The 22,286-nt window shown below is 36.6% G+C and carries 19 protein-coding genes; 10 read left to right on the top strand and 9 right to left on the bottom strand.

The genetic code is table 11. The features are described from left to right. Positions 1–614 precede the first annotated feature (614 nt). From CLU83_RS12090 to CLU83_RS12050, 9 genes are all read left to right on the top strand, one after another. Positions 615–2,207: a magnesium transporter MgtE N-terminal domain-containing protein gene (locus CLU83_RS12090; protein ID WP_100431846.1), complete on the top strand. Its 1,593-nt coding sequence runs from the start codon at positions 615–617 to the stop codon at positions 2,205–2,207. 327 nt (positions 2,208–2,534) lie between these two features. Continuing rightward, positions 2,535–3,584, top strand: coding sequence for an MFS transporter (locus tag CLU83_RS12085; RefSeq protein ID WP_100431845.1), 1,050 nt, complete (start codon positions 2,535–2,537; stop codon positions 3,582–3,584). A gap of 154 nt (positions 3,585–3,738) precedes the next feature. Continuing rightward, the gene (locus tag CLU83_RS12080; RefSeq protein WP_100431844.1) at positions 3,739–5,955 is read left to right on the top strand and encodes a molybdopterin oxidoreductase family protein; all 2,217 of its coding nucleotides are present in this window, start codon (positions 3,739–3,741) and stop codon (positions 5,953–5,955) included. Positions 5,956–5,971: 16 nt separating this feature from the next. Then, on the top strand, positions 5,972–6,541 hold the full coding sequence (locus CLU83_RS12075; protein ID WP_100431843.1) for a 4Fe-4S dicluster domain-containing protein: 570 nt from the start codon (positions 5,972–5,974) through the stop codon (positions 6,539–6,541). Positions 6,542–6,661: 120 nt separating this feature from the next. Then, positions 6,662–7,177 (top strand): Rieske (2Fe-2S) protein, encoded by a 516-nt coding sequence (locus CLU83_RS12070; RefSeq protein WP_100431842.1) that lies wholly within the window; start codon positions 6,662–6,664, stop codon positions 7,175–7,177. Between the two features lie 111 nt (positions 7,178–7,288). After that, the gene (locus CLU83_RS12065; RefSeq protein WP_100431841.1) at positions 7,289–7,540 is read left to right on the top strand and encodes a DUF6755 family protein; all 252 of its coding nucleotides are present in this window, start codon (positions 7,289–7,291) and stop codon (positions 7,538–7,540) included. 375 nt (positions 7,541–7,915) lie between these two features. Next, positions 7,916–8,338 carry an SRPBCC domain-containing protein gene (locus CLU83_RS12060; RefSeq protein WP_100431840.1) on the top strand — a complete coding sequence of 141 codons (423 nt, stop codon included), beginning with the start codon at positions 7,916–7,918 and terminating at the stop codon, positions 8,336–8,338. Positions 8,339–8,347: 9 nt separating this feature from the next. Next, positions 8,348–9,874: a glycosyltransferase family 39 protein gene (locus CLU83_RS12055; protein ID WP_100431839.1), complete on the top strand. Its 1,527-nt coding sequence runs from the start codon at positions 8,348–8,350 to the stop codon at positions 9,872–9,874. A gap of 187 nt (positions 9,875–10,061) precedes the next feature. Further along, positions 10,062–11,153, top strand: coding sequence for an alpha/beta fold hydrolase (locus CLU83_RS12050; protein ID WP_157802086.1), 1,092 nt, complete (start codon positions 10,062–10,064; stop codon positions 11,151–11,153). A gap of 100 nt (positions 11,154–11,253) precedes the next feature. On the opposite strand, the gene nadB is transcribed toward CLU83_RS12050, so the two are convergent. After that, positions 11,254–12,792: an L-aspartate oxidase gene (nadB, locus tag CLU83_RS12045; RefSeq protein ID WP_100431837.1), complete on the bottom strand. Its 1,539-nt coding sequence runs from the start codon at positions 12,790–12,792 to the stop codon at positions 11,254–11,256. Positions 12,793–12,794: 2 nt separating this feature from the next. Then, entirely contained in the window at positions 12,795–13,721 is a 927-nt protein-coding gene (gene nadA / locus CLU83_RS12040; protein ID WP_100431836.1) for a quinolinate synthase NadA, read from the bottom strand. 257 nt (positions 13,722–13,978) lie between these two features. Between nadA and CLU83_RS12035 the strand changes: the two genes are divergently transcribed. Then, entirely contained in the window at positions 13,979–15,793 is a 1,815-nt protein-coding gene (locus tag CLU83_RS12035; RefSeq protein ID WP_100431835.1) for a hypothetical protein, read from the top strand. An 82-nt stretch (positions 15,794–15,875) separates the two neighbouring features. Here the strand turns inward: CLU83_RS12035 and CLU83_RS12030 are convergent, their stop codons facing one another. The 7 genes from CLU83_RS12030 to CLU83_RS12005 form a co-directional block, all read right to left on the bottom strand. Continuing rightward, positions 15,876–16,139: a hypothetical protein gene (locus tag CLU83_RS12030; RefSeq protein ID WP_100431834.1), complete on the bottom strand. Its 264-nt coding sequence runs from the start codon at positions 16,137–16,139 to the stop codon at positions 15,876–15,878. Between the two features lie 531 nt (positions 16,140–16,670). Next, on the bottom strand, positions 16,671–17,105 hold the full coding sequence (locus CLU83_RS12025) for an Rrf2 family transcriptional regulator (RefSeq protein WP_100431833.1): 435 nt from the start codon (positions 17,103–17,105) through the stop codon (positions 16,671–16,673). A gap of 268 nt (positions 17,106–17,373) precedes the next feature. After that, a complete protein-coding gene (locus tag CLU83_RS12020) occupies positions 17,374–17,823 on the bottom strand; it encodes a CopD family protein (RefSeq protein WP_100431832.1) in 450 nt (149 codons plus the stop codon). Beyond that, positions 17,820–19,031 carry a hypothetical protein gene (locus CLU83_RS12015; RefSeq protein WP_100431831.1) on the bottom strand — a complete coding sequence of 404 codons (1,212 nt, stop codon included), beginning with the start codon at positions 19,029–19,031 and terminating at the stop codon, positions 17,820–17,822. Before CLU83_RS12015 ends, CLU83_RS12020 begins: the two co-directional genes overlap by 4 nt. A 175-nt stretch (positions 19,032–19,206) precedes the next feature. Further along, positions 19,207–19,923, bottom strand: a complete 717-nt coding sequence (locus CLU83_RS12010) for an anaerobic ribonucleoside-triphosphate reductase activating protein (protein ID WP_369828764.1) — start codon at positions 19,921–19,923, stop codon at positions 19,207–19,209. Then, complete coding sequence (gene nrdD / locus CLU83_RS22860) at positions 19,877–20,044, bottom strand: anaerobic ribonucleoside-triphosphate reductase (RefSeq protein WP_116763518.1); 168 nt, start codon at positions 20,042–20,044, stop codon at positions 19,877–19,879. Before nrdD ends, CLU83_RS12010 begins: the two co-directional genes overlap by 47 nt. A 129-nt stretch (positions 20,045–20,173) precedes the next feature. After that, a complete protein-coding gene (locus CLU83_RS12005; protein ID WP_100431830.1) occupies positions 20,174–22,279 on the bottom strand; it encodes a ribonucleoside triphosphate reductase in 2,106 nt (701 codons plus the stop codon). Positions 22,280–22,286 lie beyond the last annotated feature (7 nt).

The raw sequence follows: 22,286 nt of genomic DNA, 5'->3' as shown, positions 1-22,286 counted from the left end.
GTAGCTAGTTTCAAATGAAATTCACTGAACTCCTAGGAAAATAAATTAATATGACTGTCCGCAAAGGATACCATGTATTTTTTTTGCCACTGATTACACTGATTCTCATAGATTTCATTACACTTTTTGAAAAAATCTGTGTAAATCTTTTTAATCTGTGGCTAATTCTATTTGTTTGGTATTAGTTACGGATAGTCATATAAATTAATGTGAAGTAATCATTCACGCAGATTTCTGCAGCATGATATATTCAGTTATCCTAACAGGTTTTTTTAACCTGTTAGGTGTTATTTTAGGTTTGTTTAAGGTGTGTAGATTTTTTATACCTAACAGGTCATGGAAACCTGTTAGGATTCCGCAAACAAAATTGAGAGGTTAGTTTTCTTTAACAAAAAGGGGAGGTTATTTTAAAAAAAAAGACTCCGTATAATTTAGCAATTACACTAATTTAACATATTTCTCTCACCTGATAAAAGTCATATTTTATCTTCTTTTTGACTCTTAATTTTACACTATAAATAAAGGACTTTTTTATCTTTTTATAAAAGATCGATTTCATTGAAATTTGATTTGGAGTCGGACAATTTTAATAGTGTAAACAAATAATATAGAATATGAAAACTTGGTTAGACAAATGGGAACCGGAAGATGAAATTTTCTGGAAAAATACCGGCAGTAAAATTGCTTGGAAAACTTTAACGATTACAACTTTGTCATTAATACTCTCTTTTGCCTCATGGTTTATGATGAGCGTAATTGCGGTGAAATTACCGGGGCTTGGTTTTCCTTTTTCCAAAGACCAGCTTTTTTGGTTAGTGGCCATACCTGGGTTGGCTGCAGGAATTTTGAGAATTATCCACACGTTTATACTGCCTATTTTTGGGACAAGACACGTTGTGGCTTTGGCTACTTTACTTAAATTAATTCCGGTAATCGGTATCGGTTTTGCGGTGATGGATACCAATACTCCGTTTTGGGTATTTGCCGTTTTGGCTTTTACTTGTGGCTTTGGCGGGGGAGATTTTTCGTCCTTTATGCCAAGTACCAGTTTATTTTTTCCAAAAAGACTGAAAGGGACTGCATTGGGAATCCAGGCGGGAATCGGGAATTTTGGAGTTTCTCTGGCTCAATTTGTTACTCCTCTTATTTTGAGTGTGAGCATATATGGAGCTTCATCGGTATTTACGAGTGTTGATGCAAAAGAAACCCTGAATGTTTTTAAAGATTCGACAGTTGAGAAACAAAAAGAAGTTTTTGCAGCTCTAGATGCCGAAGTGCAAACTAAAATATTGGCTAATGTAAAGAAACCGGTATTGGATTCGGTTACTGCGGCAACTCATTCGAATGAAAATGTAGAAATTTTTACAGCATTGCCTTTGAAAGCAAAATCAAAAGCGATTGCGAATGCCAATCCTAAATTGGCTGAAAAAATATTAAACAAACTCAATCCCGAAAATGAGGCAGTTACACACAAGAAAATCTACATTCAATCGGCTGCATTTTGGTACACTTCATTTCTTTTGGTTTTGGCGGTTATCAGTTGGTTTTATTTAAAAAGTATTCCGATGCAGACTTCCATAAAAGAGCAGATGGATATTTTTAAAAACAAGCATACTTGGTTCTGTACCATAACCTATGTGATGACTTTTGGGACATTTGCAGGTTTGTCGGCTGCATTTCCTTTGATGATTAAATATTTGTATGGTGATTTTCCAAATGCCCCCGATCCATTAGTATATGCTTTCTACGGACCGCTTATTGGATCAGCCAGCAGAGTTGCTTTTGGTTTTGTAGCCGATAAAATTGGAGGAGCCATATTGACAACCATAACTGGATTTGGAATTTTAACGGGTGCTATTATTTTGGTTACCCAAGGATTGGTTTCGCCTACGAGCATGGATCAGTTTCCGTTATTTGTAGGGGTGATTTTGGCGATGTTCTTTTTTACGGGAGTTGGAAATGCAGGTACTTTTAGACAATTCCCTATCATTTTTTCTGAGAATCAGCGTCAAGCTGCAGGTGTAATTGGATGGACTGCCGCAATTGCTGCTTTTGGCCCTTTTATTTTTTCTAAATTCATTGGAAACAATATTACGGCCAATGGAACTGTAAATCAATTCTTTATTGGCTTAATTCTTTTCACTATATTAGCTACAACAATTAATTGGTGGTTTTACAATCGAAGAGGATGTGAGAAACCGAGTTAAATGTTTTGTTCGGAACCCTAGAGATTTTACACTTAAAAAACACTATCAAATACCGTAAATAATAGAATATAGTATTGTGTACTAAAATTGTAACATATTTTTATCTATTTGTGTTTTGAAAAATACTTAAGTAGTTTAACTTAGTTTTTACTTTTGCTAATTTTACAAAAAATAAAACATTGGTCAAAAATACTAATGAAGATAAGTGAATCAAGCGATAGAAGTCGACGAAGTAATTACGTATGACTTCTAAGAATCAATAAATAGCTACGTATGAAATCGCAATGCGATAACATATATGACCTATAAAAAATAAATTTTACATATATGAAAAACAAAACCTATAACATCAAAGCATTGCTCATTGCAACGGGACTTTCGATTTTTATGATTGTTCTGGTGTTTTATGGTTCCCGAAAACTGCAAAATTTTGATGCGGCATTGGTAACCTATTTATTTGGGACAGTGTTTGCTTTTTTCGGGATTGTGTACCGCTATACGGTTTGGCTGCAGCGACCACCGACTTGGATTTATTTTAAAAGAGGGATTACATATTTAATAACAGGAAAAGTGTTTTCACATTTTTGGTTTGCCACGAAAGAGTCAGTGGAGAATATTGCATTTCAGAAGTTTATTTATCCAAGGGGAAAATACCGCTGGATGGCGCATTTTATGATTGCTGTGGGATGTACTTCGGCATTTTTGATTACGATACCGCTTACATTTGGCTGGATTAATTTTGCAATGGCTCCCAATACGATTTCTACTTATGAAGCGTATTTTTTTGGGTTTAAAGTGATGGATTTTGATTTGGATTCCATTACCGCTTTTTTGACTTTTCACGCTTTGAACTGGTCTTCATACTTGGTTATTTTTGGATCACTGTATTATTTAAGAAGACGTTTGACAAATCCCGGCTTGATTGCCACTCAGTCTTTTGAGGGCGATTTGTTACCGCTTATTTTATTGATAGCCATTTCGGTTACGGGATTGGGTTTGACCTATTCGTATCAGTTTATGAAGGGATTTGCGTTTGATTTCTTGGCCGTTTTACACGCGGTTACGGTAATCATGTTTTTGATTTGGATTCCTTTCGGGAAATTTTTCCATATCATTCAGCGTCCAGCTCAAATCGGGGCGCATATTTACAAGAAGCAGGGAATGAAAATGGGTATGGCGGTTTGTCCGCATACGGGCGAGGAGTTTGCGACTAAATTGCATATTAAGGATTTGAAAACCGTTACGGAACAATTGGGTTTCGATTTTTCGCATGAAGACGGAACATCTCACTTGGATTTGAGCCCTGAGGGGAAAAGGTCCAGATTAGCACAAGCGCATTTGAAAGCAAGGCTGGATGGCGGGAATTTGTTTGGATAAAATAAATACACCGCAAACGCGGAAGGTCGCAAGGAAAATGAAAACTTACGACTTAGTTTCTTAGTGATATGAAAAATCATTGCAAAGATATTAGGTCGCAAAGAAAATAAAAATTGCGCCTTTGTGTCTTGTCGGTAAAATAAATAAATATAAAATGGCAAAATTACCAGTAAAAGAGGAGAATATAGTTAAGCATTTTGGACCCACACTGAATTATGCGCCCAAGGACGGATATGTAGGCAGGGACGAGCCGGATGAGGCTGTGAAAACGCATTGTTGTTTTTGCGGGATGCAATGTGGTATTCAATTGTTGGTGAAAGAAAATAAAGTGGTGGGGTTTGAGCCTTGGATGGAGTTTCCTTTTAATGAAGGTAGGCTGTGTCCAAAAGGGGTTCAGCGCTATTTGCAGAATAACCATCCCGACCGATTAATGTCTCCTTTGAAAAGTGTCCTTGGACAAGGATTTGTGCCTACTTCTTGGGACGATGCGATGGACAAAACGGTTTCGGAAATTAAACGTATTCAGGAAAAATACGGGAATGACGCGTTCTCGATGCTGTCGGGAGTTTCGTTGACTAATGAGAAAAGTTATTTGGTTGGAAAATTTGCCCGTGTGGCCTTGAAAACCAAAAACCTGGATTACAACGGACGTTTGTGTATGGTGAGTGCAGGTGCGGGGAACAAGAAAGCGTTTGGATTGGACAGGGCTTCGAATAATTATTCGGATTTGGAATATGCTGAAGTGATTATTGTGGCTGGTGCCAATATCAGTGAAACCTTCCCAACGCTGACACACTGGATTTGGAAAGCCCGTGATCGAGGAGCCAAAATTATAGTGATTGACCCAAGGATGATTCCGCTGGCGAGAACTGCCGACATTCATTTGAACGTGCGTCCGGGAACAGACTCGGCTTTGTATGGTGCGATGCTGAAATACTTGGTGGATCACGATATGCTGGATCACGATTTTATTGATAATTATACTTCGGGTTTTCAGGAAACGATAGATGCCGTAAAAGATTATACGCTGGAATGGGCGGAGGAAGTGACGGGAATCGACAAAAATAAAATACGCGAAGCGGCCGAATTGTGGGGCAAAGCCAAAACGAGTTTCTTGCTTCACGCTCGTGGAATAGAACACCACTCAAAAGGTGTGGATAATGTTTTGGGTTGCATCAATTTGGTATTGGCTACCGGAAGAATCGGCAGACCATATTGTGGTTATGGAACCATTACAGGTCAAGGAAACGGACAGGGAGGTAGAGAGCATGGACATAAATGCGATCAATTGCCGGGTAACAGAGATATTGAGAATCCGGAACACCGTAAGTATATTTCGGAAGTTTGGGGTATTAATGAGAAAGATTTGCCTGGGAAAGGGCTTTCGGCTTACGAAATAATAGAAGCCATTCATCGTGGAGAAATTAAGGGATTAATATCGATTTGTTTTAATCCGCTAGTGTCTTTGCCGAATAGCAATTATGTTCGCGAAGCTTTGGAAAAACTGGAATATTACGTTTGTATTGACTTTTTCTTGAATGAAACCGCACGCCACGCCGATATTGTGCTGGCGGGTTCTTTGCAGGAAGAGGAAGAAGGCACCACTACATCTGCAGAAGGAAGGGTGATCCGCATTCGCCAAGCGGTAACGCCTCCAGGAATGGCGAGGACTGATACTTCAATTATTTTGGAATTGGCGAAACGTTTGGGTGTGAAAGATAAATTTACGTATGAGAACAGTGAAGCTATTTTCAACGAATTGCGTGTGGCTTCCAAAGGAGGAACCGCCGATTATTACGGAATTACATACCAAAGAATTGAAGATGAAATGGGTGTATTTTGGCCATGTCCAACAATAGGTCATCCGGGAACACCAAGATTATGGGAAGACAAAAAGTTTAAAACCCCTGATGAGAAAGCACATTTTAATCCTGCTCCTTATAAGCTTCCGGGTGAAGTGACTGATGCGGATTATCCTGTGATTTTGACAACAGGCCGTGTAGTGTCTCAATATCTGAGTGGTACTCAAACCCGCAGAATTGGTAAATTGGTCGATCAATATCCTGAACCTTTATTGGAAATTCATCCTAAACTGGCACAACAATTTGGAATCAAGCAAAGAGAATTAATAAAAGTTTCCACCCGACGAGGGGAAGGAATTTTTCCTGCGAATATCGTGGAAACCATTCGGGAAGATACTGTTTTTATACCGTACCATTGGTCGGGTAAAAAATCGGCCAATCAGTTAACGCCGGGAACATTAGACCCAATTTCCAAAATACCGGAGTTCAAAGTGTGTGCCTGCCATTTGGAACCGCTCAAGGAAATTGCTGGGCCTTCAAAAGAATCAACAGCGTATGCAAGTGTTTAATCTATAAAAAAGAAATATGAATTACACCAGTTTCAATAAAAACGAGGAATTTTTTGTAGATATGCAACGTTGCATTGGCTGTAAAGCCTGTGAATTGGCTTGCGCCGAATGTGAGACCAATGGTCAGGAATCCTTAATCAGTGTCAATTATGTAGATCGGGCTTCGACTGTGCAAACCACCGTGCAGGTGTGTATGCATTGCGACGACCCCGTATGTGCGAATGTATGTCCCGCCGATGCGATATCCAAAGACGAAAATGGAATCGTGCATACCGCCAATACCGAAAGATGTATCGGTTGCTCCAATTGTGTTCTGGCTTGTCCGTTTGGCGTGCCGAAAAAAGAAGAATCTTACGATTTGATGATGAAATGCACGATGTGTTATGACAGAACCAGCATTGGCAAAAAACCAATGTGTGCAACAGTTTGCCCAAGCGGTGCTTTATTTTACGGAACAAGAACTGAAATTGAGGAAATGCGCCCGAACAGCACGCCAATCAATACTTTCATTTTTGGTAAGGAAATAGTCAATACCAAAGTGAATATCATGATGCCGAAAGGAAGTACGGAACTGATTATTTATTAAGTATTAAGATTTTAGAAAATAGAGTATAGAATAAAGAGAATAGATGTAAAAGTTAGATTGCAGATAGCTTCTGAAAAACTTGAAACATTAAACTTGAAACAAACTTTTTAACATAAAGAAATGTCAAAAGAAGATAATTTAAATAAAAATTGGAAGAAAGACTTTCCAATCCTCAAACAGCAGGCAACCAATGTCAGTCGTCGTGATTTTGCTAAATTCCTGACCCTGGTTTCGGGCGGACTGATGGTAGGAAGCGGGCTCGTAGCGGCCAAAGCCTATTTGCTTCCCAAAGAAGAAGTAGAGGGAGAGCATTTTGTTTGCAAAAAAGACGAGGTTCCTTTAGGTGGAACACGCGCTTTTGTGATTGAGGGAAGCACCATCCCGTATATTTTGATTCATCTCGAAAATGGAGATTTCAAAGCCTATGAGCAAAAATGCACCCATCTTTCATGTTCCGTATTTTACAAACCCGGCACCGGAATCATTCATTGCCCATGCCACGAAGGATCATTTGACGCTAAAACGGGAGATGTTCTGGGAGGACCGCCTCCAAGAGCATTGCCAAGTTTGGAAGTTTTTTTCAAGGAAAATGATATCTATGTAAAAGCATCGCATCACGAAGAACATGCCGTTTAAAATAAATTAAACCATTAAGAGATTAAGAATCATTAAGCTAAAACTTAACTTCACTTAATTTCTTAATGGTAAAAAAAAAGGAAATATTTTATTTTTCTAAACCCCACAGCTATGAGTACCTTTAGAACCAGTCAAAACCAAGCGAATCCCAACAAGCTGAACAATATTCTTTCGACCTTGATATTCATATTAATTTTGAATGTCACAATTCAGATTTGGTTGTTGTATGCCTCGTTGAACAACGCTTTAGAAAATAACACAGAAATTTTAATACCGGCATTTGTCGCCTCATTAGTTCTGTTTTTAATAGGCTTTAGCTGGCTGTATTACCTGCCATCGGGGAATAAACCGCAACAAAAATAGCGATTGAAAATATCTTATCCATTAGAAATCCTAGTTTTACGACTGGGATTTTTTTGTTGCTAAAAATTAATTTGGGCGTGACCACCGCTAGAAAAAAGGGCTAGTTTCGTTGTTGTCATTGCCCTTTTTCCTATCGGCGGTCGGGCTATCCGCGCTACTTTGGTAGCTAGCTTCTATCCTTCACGCAGTTTATAAGACGTTTAGGGAAAGCGAGATGATTTTTATTAATACTATTTTCAAATTTCTCGTACATCTGAATGAAAAAACGAGAAGAGATAGCATTGTTCTTTGTAGTTTATTTCTATTATATTTACATTTTAATTAATAAAAATCAGTAGAATACGAAAAAAACCCAATTAAATAAATAAAACTGAAATGATAACAAGTAAATCTACAATTCTCATCAATGCGACCAAGCAAAAAGTTTGGGATGCACTTACTAAACCCGAATTGGTTAAAAAATGGCAATACGGAAGCGACCTTTTGACAGATTGGAAAGTGGGCAGCGAAATTAGATTTAGAGTGGAGTGGGATAATAAAGTATTTGAGCAATGGGGCAAAATATTAGAAGTCATTCCAAACGAACTCATAAAATACAGTTTGTTTTTTCCAAGACCCGACCTTGAGGACAAAGAAGAAAATTATTTCATTATGAGCTACTTTATTTCTGAATCGGAAAATGCTGTTCAGCTAGAAATTATAAAAGAAGATAACAGACCTGGAGCAGTAGAGGAAAAAGAAAGTACTGAAGAAAATCCAGTATTAATTGCGTTAAAAGAGATTATTGAAAGTAACTAATAGTATCCAATGGACAAAAAAACTTTACTTTTACTCGGCTTCATTATCCTGAAATTTGTATTGCAATACTCATTGATAAGCACCGACTACGACTTACAGCGGGATGAATATCTGCACCTTGATCAAGCACATCATTTGGCTTGGGGTTATTTGTCGGTACCGCCTTTTACCTCTTGGATTTCCTATCTTATTTACCTTTTGGGGAATTCTGTTTTTTGGATTAAATTTTTTCCTGCTTTGTTCGGAGCTTTGACCATTGTTGTAGTTTGGAAAACTATCGAAGAATTAAAAGGCAGTTTGTTTGCTTTGATCTTAGGAGCAACCTGCGTATTTTTCTCGGCACTTTTAAGACTGAATACGTTGTATCAGCCCAACTCTTTTGATGTGTTGTGTTGGACAACTTTTTATTTTGTGTTGATCAAATATATCAATTCCAAAAACACCAAATGGCTTTTCATTTTGGCAATCGTTTTTGTTTTTGGTTTCTTGAATAAATACAACATTGGATTTTTGATTATTGGATTGATTCCTGCCATTTTATTGACAGAAGAACGCAAAATCTTTGCCCAGCCAAAATTGTATATTGCATTTGTTTTAGGCTTGCTGTTAATTGCGCCAAACCTTTTATGGCAATACACAAACGGCTTTCCCGTGATTCACCATTTAAAGGAATTAGCCAAAACGCAGTTAGTATACGTGGATCGATTGGAATTTTTAAAATCGCAATTGCTCTTCTTTATTGGTTCTTTTTTAGTGATTGTATCAGGATGGTTAGCATTATTATTGTACAAACCGTTCCAAAAATACAAGCTGTTCTTTTGGAGCATAATTTTTACGCTTGCTGTTTTTATGTATTTTAAAGCCAAAGATTATTATGCTATTGGACTTTATCCTATTTATATTTCCTTTGGTTCCGTTTATTTGGCTAACCAATTAAAAGATGGTTGGAAAAGGTATTTACAGCCTGTTTTAATTCTATTGCCCATACTGTCTTTTATACCGATGTACAAAGCTTTTTTCCCAAATAAAAGTCCAGAATATATAGTGAATCACGCCAAAGCCTATCAAAAATTTGGGTTGCTTCGTTGGGAAGACGGGAAGGATCATTTATTACCACAAGATTTTGCCGATATGCTGGGTTGGAAAGAATTGGCTATAAAAGTGGATTCAGTCGCAGGAACATTGCCAGATTTGGAATATTCTTTAATTCTTTGTGATAATTATGGGCAGGCAGGAGCTATCAATTATTACACGACTAACAAAAAAGTGGTTGCCCATTCCTTTAATGCCGATTATATCAATTGGCTTCCTTTGGGCATGAAAATTAAAGATGTGATTTTAGTAAAAGAGGAAGACGATGATGATAAAGACCGAAAAAGAGAAATTCCGTTATTTGACACCGTTTATTTGGCAGGAAAAAGAATTAACAAATTTGCCAGAGAACCCGAAATTTCGATTTATGTATTGCGAGGAGCAAAAGTAGACATCAATAAAAGAATAAAGGACGAAATGGAACGGAAGAAAAATTATAAGTAAATATTGGTTTCAGAATTTGATTGTTTAGTATTTGTAATAATGCTTGAGATTATATTGCATTGTACAAAGTTCTCAAAAACCATCAGTAATGGCAAAGGTCTATTTAATGGATCTAGGGAAAAGCGTAACAAATTGAAATAATGTAGTCTTATTACATATTAATTTTCAATCAATTAATCAACATACTTTGAAAAATCTCTCTAGCACTTTAAGTTTAGTATTGCTTCATTTGTTTTTAGCAACATCAGTTTTTGCTAAATCTCCAATTCACACTGTAATTGTTCATCCTTTTAATGACTCTATTGTTAAAAAACAAGTTTCCGAAGAGAGCTTTGTTTCGATTAATGGTATTGAGCAATGGATTACTATCAAGGGAGAAAGTTCCAAACCCGTAATATTGTTTATTCACGGAGGACCGGGCAGTCCAATAAGCCCTTATTCGGATAATCTGTACAAAGATCTGTCTAAAGATTTTATTATAGTTCAATGGGATCAGCGGGGTACTGGAAAAACTTTTGGACGTACCGCTCCAGAAGAATTAACGCCCGAATTTTTACAAGCAAATCCATTAACATTAGAACAAATGACAGCCGATGGAATTGCGGTGTCTGAATATCTTTTGAAGCATTTGGGAAAACAAAAAATCATACTTTTTGGTACTTCTTGGGGATCGGCACTTGGAGTTAAAATTGCAACTAAGCGACCAGATCTTTTTTATGCTTATGTGGGTCATTCTCAAATTGTAAATCCTGTTATTGATGAAACATTTTATAACAAAATTTATAAAATTGCCCAAGATAAAAATGATAAGGTGTCTTTAGAAGTTTTGAACGCTATAGGCAAACCGCCTTATGACAGAGCCAAAAAAGTGGGTCAGCTGTTTAGAGTTTTAAAGAAATATGAAAGCGCGAATTCGGTTCCCGCTCCCGAATCTTGGTTTGTTGAATCTCCTGCTTATAATAATCCAAAAGACAGCCAAAATCGAGAAGAGGGGGATGATTATTCATTTGTCAATTACACAGGAGACAGCAAACTTGGAGTGCAGTCCATGAGTGCCGCGATTGATTTGATGAGAGACAATTTTGAGTTTAAAATACCTGTGTATTTAATTCAGGGAAATGAAGACTTGCTTACGCCAAAAGAAGCTTCCAAAGCTTATTTTGATAAAATAAAAGCACCAGAAAAAAAGTATTATTTGCTGCCAAAAACAGCACATGGTTTTAATGCATCAGTTTTAGAAGCACAAACTAAAATTTTTAAGAGTATAAAAACTTTATAATAAAAGATAGATGTAAATAAGTAATGTTTGCAATTATCATCTAAAAAAAAGTCTCTCAACTGTATTGTTAAGAGACTTTTTAAAATTTATTTTATCTGGATTATTTAATGTCTTTCGAATCGTATTTTACAAATCCGCCACAATTGCCATTACGGTCGATCGATTGCTGAACAATAAGATTCCCGATGTCAATCATATTATTTAATTCGTACAAATCGGTGCAGACCAAATGGTTTTGTATCTTTTCGTCAATTTCGTTTTGCAGATTTTTAAGGACTTCTTTTGCCTGTAATAAATCTGAATCAAATCGTACTATTCCAGCATTTTGACGCATCAATAATTGCAGTTTTGCTTTGGTTTGGGCAATGTATTCGGGAGCGATTTTTGTTTTCGGTTCAATTGACCATTGTGGGATGGTGGCAGCTGTTTTTGGCTCGATAAAAGGATTTTGAGCCAAATAATGGTAGATTTTATCCGAGTATACCAAAGCTTCCAATAACGAGTTTGAGGCTAGTCTGTTAGCTCCGTGCAATCCTGTTCTCGAACATTCGCCACAGGCGAATAAATTTTCTATGGATGTTTTTCCGTTAATGTCAACCACTATTCCTCCACACAAATAATGTTGGGCAGGAACAACGGGAATCCATTCTTTTTCAAGGTCGATACCCACTTTTTTGCAGTGTTTGTAAATCATTGGAAAATGGTTTTTGAATGCCGCCATATCCAAATGCGTACAATCCAAATACACGCATTCATCACCCGATTTTTTGAGTTCCAAATCGATACTTTGGGAAACAATGTCCCTAGAAGCAAGATCGCCTCTCGAGTCGTAATTGAGCATGAACAGATCACCTTTTTTGGTTCTTAAATTAGCTCCAAAACCGCGAACGGCTTCTGAGATTAAAAATTTGGAACCACCTGTAGTATCAAATAACGCTGTTGGGTGAAATTGTATAAATTCCATGTCTTGGATTAATGCATTGGCACGATAAGCCATCGCAATTCCGTCACCAGTTGCTATGATTGGATTGGTGGTATGTCCATAAAGATGTCCAATTCCGCCAGTAGCCAGCAAAGTAAAATCAGATTGGTAGGTGATTACCTCGTTTGTCTTTTCGTCAAGGGCATATGCACCTACGCAACGATTGTCTTGTGTAATCAATTCCAGTGCAAAGTGATGATCCAGAACACTAATGTTTTCTTTTTGCATTACCTGTTCCAAAATAGCGCGCTGAATTTCGTGGCCGGTTTGGTCTTTGTGATGCACGACTCTGTTTTCTGAATGGCCTCCTTCTTTGCCTAAATCAAAAGTTCCTTTAGCGTTTTTGTCAAACTGAGCACCCCATTCGATGAGTTCTTTCAAACGTTTTGGCCCCTCGGTAATAACCATTTTAACCACAGTTTCATCACACAAGCCGTCTCCGCAAATCAGCGTGTCCTCGATGTGTTTTTGATACGAATCTTCGGTTTTGTCGGTAACAATTGCGATTCCTCCTTGTGCATATTTGGTATTGGATTCGTCAGCGTTGGCTTTGGTAATGATAGTAATGGTTCTCTCAGGAAAACGGTTGGCCATTTTTAGGGCAAAGGTCAAACCTGCTACACCAGAACCTATGATTAAATAATTGGTTGTAATCATTCTTATGATAATTCGAGCATGCGTTCGATTGGGATTAAAGCTTTTTCTCTAATGTCGTCCGGGACATTAACTTCAGGAGTTTCGTTCAATAAGCAGTCATATACTTTTTGAAGGGTATTCATTTTCATGTAGCCGCATTCACTGCAGGCACAGGTGTTATCCTCGTTTGATGGTGCCGGAATCAATATTTTGTTAGGAACCTCCTGTTTCATTTTATGCAAAATTCCCGCTTCGGTAGCTACAATAAATTTGTTGCTTGGATTGGTTTTTACATAATTAATCATTCCTGCGGTTGACCCAATGTAGTTTGCCGTTTTCAGAATATGTGTTTCAGATTCCGGATGCGCAATGATTTGAGCGTCTGGATTTTGTTTGTACAAAGCCACCAGTTTATCCAATGAAAAAGCTTCGTGAACCACACAAGAACCGTCCCAAAGCAACATTTCTCTGCCCGTTTGTTCCATTACATATTTACCCAGATTTTTATCCGGAGCAAAAATAATAGGTTTGTCTTTTGGAATAGATTCTACAATTTTAACGGCATTCGAGGAAGTAACCACAATGTCTGTCAATGCTTTTACTTCGGCAGAGCAGTTTACATAAGTGATTACGATATGGTCAGGATGTGCTTCTGTAAATTTTTTGAAATCTTCTGGAGGACATGATTCGGCTAATGAACAGCCTGCTTTCAAATCCGGCAAAATAACTTTTTTGGTAGGGTTTAATATTTTGGCAGTTTCGGCCATGAAGTGAACTCCTGCGAAAAGGATAATATCGGCGTCTACTTTCATTGCTTCTTGAGATAATCCCAAGCTGTCTCCTACATAATCTGCCACATCTTGTATATCAGATTCTTGATAATAATGCGCTAAGATTACGGCATTTTTCTCTTTTTTTAATTCCAATATACGTTCTTTAAGACTTTTCATTTTTTAAAAACTTTAATGGTTTTTTTAATTGAGATTAATTCTATGCAAATATAAGGTAAAACTTTGAAGCTGCACGTTTCTGAAAGTTTTCTAAAAGTTTCAAAAAGATAGTTTTTGTTAAAAAAGTAGACCTCTGGAGTTCTTGCAACCCGCAAATCTATTCTATTATGTTTCGTTGTAGTATGACATTTATCAGTTTTTAAGCAAATTAGTATGGTGATATTTGCATAATTATTTAATGAATCAATTTTACACTTATGACGACTAAAAAACCACTACATACTTTTCATATTCCAGTAATGGGATTGGGCTATACAATTGATAGTCCGATACGTGTGGCGCAATACGGAATCTCATCTGTTGTTTCTATTATAGATGACGATTTGATTGAAAGAATGAATGCTTTTTACAGCGAAAAATTCAAAATACCGTATCAGGAAATCACAGAAAAGATTCATGATTATCGTGCTGAACGTGTGACTTCCTATCTGAATTTGATGGATACTATCGTAAAAGAAAAATTCGAAAAATTCAAAGTAGAATTGGCTGAAAGCAAACAAGCTTTGGAGAATTATATTGCGATGTTGCCTAATAAATCGGAGATTAAAAAAGGATTGCAAAACCTGATCGACGACGGAATTGCTTTCAAAGATACCATCAAAAATTATCTTGAAGAAAATCTTTCGGCTGGTGAAATTGATGTTAATATCATGACCAAAGTCGATAAAGACAATTTCGTTAAAGACGAACAATTGCCAGTTGAATTTAATGATGCGCATGCTTCTCTTCGTGGTTTTGCAAACAGTAATCTGTCATCTTCAGTAGTGCTTTCGGCGGGAATGAATCCTAGATTGTATGCTTATTTTGAAAACTTTCCTGTTTTTTATCCAGATGCAAATGATAAACTTCAAAAGAAAATTATCCTGAAAGTAAGTGACTTTCGATCAGCTATGATTCAAGGGAATTTCTTGGCCAAAAAAGGACTTTGGGTTTCCGAATACCGAATTGAATCGGGACTGAATTGTGGAGGACATGCCTTTGCTACTGATGGCTATTTGTTGGGGCCTATTTTGGAAGAATTCAAACAAAAGAAAGAACAATTAATACAATCAGCTCATGATCTGATGGTAAAAGCGTTGGAAATAAAAGGATTACATATTCCTGAAACACCATTAGAATTGAAAATTACTGTGCAGGGCGGAGTAGGAACTGCCGAAGAACATGATTTTTTATTGGAGCATTATCAAGTTGATTCTGTGGGGTGGGGGTCGCCATTTTTGTTGGTTCCAGAAGCTACTTCTGTAGATGCCGAAACAAGAAAATTGTTAGAAAAAGCCAAAGAAGACGATTTTTATTTGAGCCATATTTCACCTTTAGGGATTCCTTTTAATGCAGTAAAAGGAACTACAAATGAATTTTTCAAACAAAAACGCATTCGGGAAGAGAAGGCAGGAAGTTCTTGTCCTAAAAAATTCTTGGCTTTGAGTAAAGAGTATGGTCCAAAAGGAATGTGTCCCGCTTCTAAAAAATACCAAGATTTAAAATTAGACGAATTGGATGCTGTAAAAGATTCATTGTCTAAAGAGGCTTTCGATAAAAAGAAAAACAGTATTACCGAGAAATCGTGCCTTTGTGTAGGTTTGGCCAATGCTTCTTATCTTGAAAATAATATTAAAATAAAAGGGCAATCTCAAGGAGTTGTTATTTGTCCAGGCCCTAATTTGGCTTATTTTGACAAAGAAGTTTCACTTTTGGATATGGTAAGGCACATTTATGGAAATGCGTCCGTTCTAGGCAACAAAGAGCGTCCGAATGTGATTATCAATGAACTGAAAATGTATATGGATTATCTAAAAAATGAAATCAATGAATTTTCAGAACAGATTACGGTGCCTCAGGCTAAGAAACTGAAAGCGTTTAAAAACAATCTGAATGAGGGAATTGAGTACTACCAATCATTAATCGCTTCTAATAATTGGTTTGAGAAAGGCAGACAAAATATCGAAAATCAGCTACAGCAATATAAGAGTGAACTGTTTGCGCTTTGCATCCCCGAGCTAGTCGCAGTTTAATCAATGAAAGGCCTGATGAAAATCAGGCCTTTTTTTGTTGCAATTTCTCAAGAGGTTTTATTTAGAAAACTAAATTAATATTTTAGTTATAATCTTGGAAAATTGTTTCACCTTTTACTAACCAAGCAAAACCAAAACTTTCGACTGCCAATGTTTCCATCCAAAATGTTAGTGGAAATTTTGTAAAATATAGCGGAGGAATTATTTTCAGTAAGCCAACAAATGGTACCAGTATTGCCAAAAGGATCAATACGCCACAAGTCCTGTAAATACGGTATCGGATGATTTTTTGTCTGTCTCTTTCGTCTGGTGATTTGTTTGATTTAGTAAATAAAAAGAAAGACATGCAGGAGAGGCATAAAAAAAATAATGCAGCTGCTATGTAATGAAAATACATTCTGAAATCACTTACTGGCAAAATCGCAACAGCATATTTTTGGAAGGATCACAGCATACATCCGTGATATTGCTGGTAGGAAACTGAACGGTTAGCAAGGCAAAAATTCCAGCAAATAATGAAATATAAAAATCGATTGGATCTTTGCCTTTGTAAATAATCAGAAAGAAAGCTAATAGGCTTAGAATTATAACAAAAAACCCACTGACACGGGTGTAGTAATAATGGCTAATGGATTCTAAAGGATATTGGAACCCAGTGTCCTATATATTGGAATCCAAATAATAATAAGGGCATGGATATTCCCATGATACCAATAATCTTTCGGAACGTCAGACTATTGGTGAGCCAAATCCTATTATCTTCTTTGTAATCAACTTTTAAGAAAGTATTTAATTTGGATTCCTTAGATTTAGTAATGATTCAGTTTTAAATTTAATCATTTAAAAAAATATCATGTAAATATAAGATTACTTTTTATTAGTACCGCAAAAAAGTATCTCCTGTCTTTATCCCCAGAGCCAATTCCTCCAGATTGGTGTTTTCGAGCATAAAAGCTAATTCGTTTCGAATGGATTTGAATTTTTCATGCATCGGGCACGGATGGTCTTCAGAACAATGGGTAAGCCCCAAGCCGCAGCCGGTAAAAACGCGGTCGCCTTCCAGGGCATTCACTATTTGAGCCAGTTTGATTTCTTTCATCGTCTCTCGAGGAATTTCGAAACCGCCACCAACTCCTTTTATGGAATTGATAATATTGTCTTTTGATAAAATTTGAAGAATTTTGGCCGTAAAAGCTTCAGGGGAATCTATTTTTTTGGCAATATCTTTGAGCCCAACTCTTTTGTTTTGATAAGACTCTGAAGCGATGAAAATCGTGGCTCGTATGCCGTATTCGCAGGTTTTGGAAAACATATTCGGTTTTTTACAAATTTAAGAAATTAGTTTTATTCTTCATAGAAATAGGAGCAAAGGTTTAGGCTTTTTTGATCCAAAATCTTCATTTGGGCGTGACCCTTCGTGAAAAACTCCGGGTCGGGTTTTCCGTTCCCGCTTTTTTTCTTTATCAATTGCCACGGGTTTAAACCCGTGGCAATTGATAAAGAAAAAAGAGCTCCACTGCAACCCCTCACGCAAGCAGCTGCTGAAAATAAAATTACTTTAAACTAAATATTTTTTAGAATCAAAACCCTCCAAAACGCACAAATGACCCAAATATCAGCATCAAAACACCAATGAAGGTTACAGATACAATATGAAAAGTCATTTCGGGCAATTTATCGGGATTATTTTTAAGTTTTGGCAATACTCTGAATTGAGCGCTTAATGCAAAAAGCACGGTCAGTAAAAGCAAAAGTAATTTTGTTGAAACTACTTTTTCGATTGGAGTCTCAAAATGAAACCAATATTCAATGCTTACGCCATATTTATAAGCCATCATAATTCCTGTGACTACCAGCAAAACTAATGCTGTCATTCCCACTGGCTCATACTTCCGTTCATAGTTGAGGATTATATTTTGATTTTTCTCCCTGAGGGCTTGAGGCAAATGACCTAAGACGAGAAATAAATGACCTCCAACCCAAATGGATGCACTCAAAAGATGGATAATTAACAATAAATGATGGCTCATATAATTTTAGATTTAAGTTTAAAAATACCAATCGTCAACAGCAAAAGACCTGCAGGCAAAAAGATACTTAAAAAAAATAGATTTTGATAATAATTAGGGAATGCTCCACTTTTCAGCAATAACCAAGTGCCTTGGAGAAATAAAAGAATTTCGGTTGCCACAAATCCCAGTAAAAAAATATAGATTCCCAATTTCTGAATTTTATTTTGTGAGTTTAAAAAATCATTTTGCAATGCAAATCCAAACAGAAAACCAGTGATAATGCCTAACATAGTCAAGTGAATGTATCCAATGACAAAGTTTCTAATTTCGTGGGAAACCTGTGCCAGTTCAGGAACTAAAACGGCTAACTGTATGATGATTTTTAAGGCTAATGATAACAGTGCAAATCGGTAAACCATTTTTTCTAATGAAGACAGCGGATTAAAGAACGCTTGAAATTGAGATTGAATTAACTGTATAAAAAGCATTGCTGAAAATAATTGGATTACAATTCCAATTGCATTTATCCAATAAAAAATTGGGTTCGAAAGCGACCAGCTCACGGGCAAAGCCAATGTCAATACTGTCGAACTGACGAATAAATTATAAAACAAACGGAATTTTTTCTCGTCGATATTTAGTTTGGATTGTTTGAAAAATAAAGACAAAACCGCAAATAAAAACCATCCGTTAAATTGAAAATGCAGGAAAAACTGAATCGCAATTTGATAAAAAGCACTTGCTTTTCCCATAATTCCAACGGCAGGACCCAAACACCAAACGCCCAATGTGGAGAAAACCATAAAAAATAAAGAGGTATTAAGCATTCTTTTTTCAGGAAAAGAAGTTGGTTTGGCGTCTTTCCAAATCAAATAACAAAACCAGTAACTGCAAAATATATGCAAAGTTGAAAAGAGAATAGAAGCAAAGGCATAGCCTTGAGCTGGAAAATCAATCATCATGCCAATTACGGCAATTTCGGTTATCCAGAATAATTGGTTGTAAATGGGTTTTTGCTGGCTCTCTTTTGGAACAAAAAAATGAAAAATTAAGCAATACAGCATTAAATACACCCAGCCCAGCATCGCAACATGCGAATGGCCGTGCATTAAAAACTGAAAATTGACTCCAGCAATCGGCGCAACATACATCCATCGAAGCAATAATCCCATTAGCGAAGCAATGAAAAAATTGACAAAACATACCAAAATCCAGCTCTTTCTCATGTGTAAATAATATTGTTTTTGTTGGAATATGTAATTTGGGAATTATTATTTTATTGGAGCCATCGAACTACGTTTCGCATACCTTCATTTGTGTTTATCTCATCGGTTATTATTTTGTTTTGGTATTCGATGATTTTCAATTGCAGCAAATTTAATTATCATGCTCATTTCATAATTATCCTCTAAAATGTATTTTAATTTTATCTGTTGAAAGATTTTCGCTTTCCAATTCCTTGAACGAATGTCCTAGTTTTTCTATTGTTGGCGCACCGTTTACAAAATGCTGAATATAATAATTTCCAATATAACCTATGTTTTCCAAATAGGAAATCATCTGCTGAATATCATTTTTATTTAATAATTCGGAATGCACCGTTGTACGGACTTCAAAAGAAATGCTGCTTTGAAGCAATAAAAGTAAGGACTTTTCGAAGGGAATAAAAAGTTTCGACTGCGTTATCTTTTCGAATTTAGCTGGCATTGCCTTAAAATCAAGCGCCACATAATCGATAAGTTTTTTAGTGATGAGTTCTTTCAGTACAGCGGGTTGTGAACCATTGGTGTCAATTTTGATTAAAAACCCCATATTTTTGACTTCGTCTATAAACGAAATACTTTTTTTATGCAGTAAACATTCACCACCGCTAAAAACGACAGCATCCAGTAATTGTTTTCTGCCTTTCAGAAACTGAAGCGCATTTTCAAAAGAAATAATTCCTTTTCCAAAAACTATTTCGGGATTATAACAATACAGACACCTCATATTACAGCCTGCAAACCAAAGGATGCAAGCTGATTTATGCGGGTAATCTAATAAAGTGAAAGGTGTTAAACTGTAAATAGGCCTAACAGCACTTTCCTTCGGTAAAATGAGTTCGTTGTTTGTGTTCACCTTTTTTTCCTATGTTAAAGCTTTCTACGGGTCTGTGGTAGCCCATTACTCGTGTGTACACCAAACATTTGGTGCGCAATTCTTGATTTTGTTCTAGAATCTGGTTTGTTGTTAGTTTCATATTTATGATTGTTTAAGGTTTAAATTGTTTAAGCGTTTAAATGGTTTAAAAGTTTAAAATTTTTAAAGGTTTAAGATGGTTTTAAACAATATTAAACCATCCTAAACTTTAAACTATTTTTTTACTCTTTTATATTTCAATAAATTTAGCTTTTTCTTCAATTATGATTTCATCACATTTCGGGCAATATTCATGTTCTCCGTTCAAATAGCCGTGTACTGGACACACGCTAAACACTGGCGTTACAGTAATATATGGCAATCTAAAATTTGTAATTACTTTTTTTACAAATTGTTTACAGGCTTCAGGCGAACTTATTTTTTCACTCATGTATAAGTGTAAAACTGTTCCTCCAGTGTATTTGCACTGTAATTGATCCTGCAGCATTAAAGCTTCAAATGGATCTTGTGTAAAATCCACGGGGATTTGAGAGCTGTTCGTGTAATAAATGTTTTCTTCCTGTCCCGCCTGAATAATATCGTCAAAACGTTTTTTGTCTTCTTTGGCAAACCGATAAGTCGTTCCTTCGGCAGGAGTGGCTTCAAGGTTGTAGAGATTTCCAGTTTCTTCTTGGAATTCCCTCATTCTGTTGCGGATATGATCTAGGATTCCAGAGGCAAATTCAATACCTGTTTCGGAGGTTACATTGTCATCTTCATTGGTGAAATTTTCAATCATTTCATTCATACCGTTCACTCCAATAGTTGAAAAGTGATTTCTGAAATGCTCTAAATAGCGTTTGGTGTACGGATATAATCCTCGGTCATACATTTCTTGTATAAAGACTCTTTTTTTCTCCAAAGTCGATTTGGCTATGTACAAAAGCTCATCTAGCTGTTTGTATAATGTGTCTTTGTTTCCTTTGTTTAAATAACCCAAACGTGCCATGTTGATGGTCACGACACCAATACTTCCTGTCATTTCGGCACTTCCGAAAAGCCCATTTCCACGTTTCAACAATTCACGTAAATCCAATTGCAGACGACAGCACATACTGCGTACGGCGTTGGGTTTATAGGCATTTTCATTCTCAACCTGATTGCCGTTTTCATCCAAAACATATTGGCTTCCAATGAAATTCTGGAAATAGGAAGAACCAATTTTGGCTGTATTTTCAAAAAGCAAATCGGTATTTTCACCATCCCAGTCAAAAGCTTCCGTAATGTTTACTGTTGGGATAGGGAAGGTAAATGGCTGTCCATTGGCATCGCCTTCGGTCATTACAGTATAATACGCTTTGTTGATGAGGTTCATTTCCTTTTGAAAATGCTCATATCGCAAGTCGATAATTTTTGATACGCCTCTCTTTTTGGCTCTGATTAATAAGTCGGATGTGATAGTGTCTTCAAAAATATGATGGTCATTTTTGGTCGGAATCTGTGTTTTTAAATCATCGGGAACGATCCAGTCCAAAGTGATGTTGGTAAATGGCGATTGTCCCCAGCGCGCGGGAACATTGAGGTTGTAAACAAATCCTCTGACGGCTTTTAAAACATCGTCAAACCCCAAATTATCTTTAAAAACATAAGGAGCCAAATAGGTGTCAAACGAACTGAATGCTTGAGCTCCAGCCCATTCGCTCTGCAAAATCCCAAGGAAATTAGCCATTTGACCCAATGCTTCCCTGAAATGAGATGGCGGTTTGCTTTCTACACGACCTCTCACACCGTTGAAACCTTCGTTAAGTAATACACGAAGACTCCAACCCGCACAATAACCCGTAAGGCAATCCAAATCGTGAATGTGAATGTCACCGTTGCGGTGTGCATAACCTTCTTCTTTGGTATAGACTTTATCCAGCCAATAATTGGCTATAATTTTTCCCGCTACATTATTGACCAATCCGGCATTCGAATAGGAAGTATTGGCATTGGCATTGATGCGCCAATCTGTCTGTTCAATGTATTCTTCTATTGTCTGAGAACTGTCGACATAAGTTGTGTCATCATTTAATCCCTGAACATGTTCACGCTGCAGCTTTCTCGTGTGTCGAAATAGCATGAAAGAACGCATCACATCGAAGTAATGTTTTTCATATAGCTTTTTTTCAATCATGTCCTGAATTTCCTCAACAGACCATACTTCTTCATTTTCGAGCTGAATGATAATGTTTTCAAAAACACTTTCATCAACAACTGCTGAGACGCTTTTGAAACTTTTTTCAATTGCATCTTTTATTTTATAACTTTCAAATGGCTTGTATTTACCATTTCTCTTTATTACATAGTTCCCCATAGTTGTT

The organism is Flavobacterium sp. 1 (assembly GCF_002797935.1).
Taxonomy (GTDB): Bacteria; Bacteroidota; Bacteroidia; order Flavobacteriales; family Flavobacteriaceae; genus Flavobacterium.
This window is presented reverse-complemented; position numbering and strand designations above follow the sequence as displayed.

Bases quoted from the DNA above. Each gene is read 5' to 3' on its own strand.
- CLU83_RS12090 (WP_100431846.1), top strand. From the start codon at position 615: ATGAAAACTTGGTTAGACAAATGGGAACCGGAAGATGAAATTTTCTGG.
- CLU83_RS12085 (WP_100431845.1), top strand. From the start codon at position 2,535: ATGAAAAACAAAACCTATAACATCAAAGCATTGCTCATTGCAACGGGA.
- CLU83_RS12080 (WP_100431844.1), top strand. From the start codon at position 3,739: ATGGCAAAATTACCAGTAAAAGAGGAGAATATAGTTAAGCATTTTGGA.
- CLU83_RS12075 (WP_100431843.1), top strand. From the start codon at position 5,972: ATGAATTACACCAGTTTCAATAAAAACGAGGAATTTTTTGTAGATATG.
- CLU83_RS12070 (WP_100431842.1), top strand. From the start codon at position 6,662: ATGTCAAAAGAAGATAATTTAAATAAAAATTGGAAGAAAGACTTTCCA.
- CLU83_RS12065 (WP_100431841.1), top strand. From the start codon at position 7,289: ATGAGTACCTTTAGAACCAGTCAAAACCAAGCGAATCCCAACAAGCTG.
- CLU83_RS12060 (WP_100431840.1), top strand. From the start codon at position 7,916: ATGATAACAAGTAAATCTACAATTCTCATCAATGCGACCAAGCAAAAA.
- CLU83_RS12055 (WP_100431839.1), top strand. From the start codon at position 8,348: ATGGACAAAAAAACTTTACTTTTACTCGGCTTCATTATCCTGAAATTT.
- nadB (WP_100431837.1), bottom strand. From the start codon at position 12,792: ATGATTACAACCAATTATTTAATCATAGGTTCTGGTGTAGCAGGTTTG.
- nadA (WP_100431836.1), bottom strand. From the start codon at position 13,721: ATGAAAAGTCTTAAAGAACGTATATTGGAATTAAAAAAAGAGAAAAAT.
- CLU83_RS12035 (WP_100431835.1), top strand. From the start codon at position 13,979: ATGACGACTAAAAAACCACTACATACTTTTCATATTCCAGTAATGGGA.
- CLU83_RS12030 (WP_100431834.1), bottom strand. From the start codon at position 16,139: ATGTCTTTCTTTTTATTTACTAAATCAAACAAATCACCAGACGAAAGA.
- CLU83_RS12025 (WP_100431833.1), bottom strand. From the start codon at position 17,105: ATGTTTTCCAAAACCTGCGAATACGGCATACGAGCCACGATTTTCATC.
- CLU83_RS12020 (WP_100431832.1), bottom strand. From the start codon at position 17,823: ATGAGCCATCATTTATTGTTAATTATCCATCTTTTGAGTGCATCCATT.
- CLU83_RS12015 (WP_100431831.1), bottom strand. From the start codon at position 19,031: ATGAGAAAGAGCTGGATTTTGGTATGTTTTGTCAATTTTTTCATTGCT.
- nrdD (WP_116763518.1), bottom strand. From the start codon at position 20,044: ATGAAACTAACAACAAACCAGATTCTAGAACAAAATCAAGAATTGCGC.
- CLU83_RS12005 (WP_100431830.1), bottom strand. From the start codon at position 22,279: ATGGGGAACTATGTAATAAAGAGAAATGGTAAATACAAGCCATTTGAA.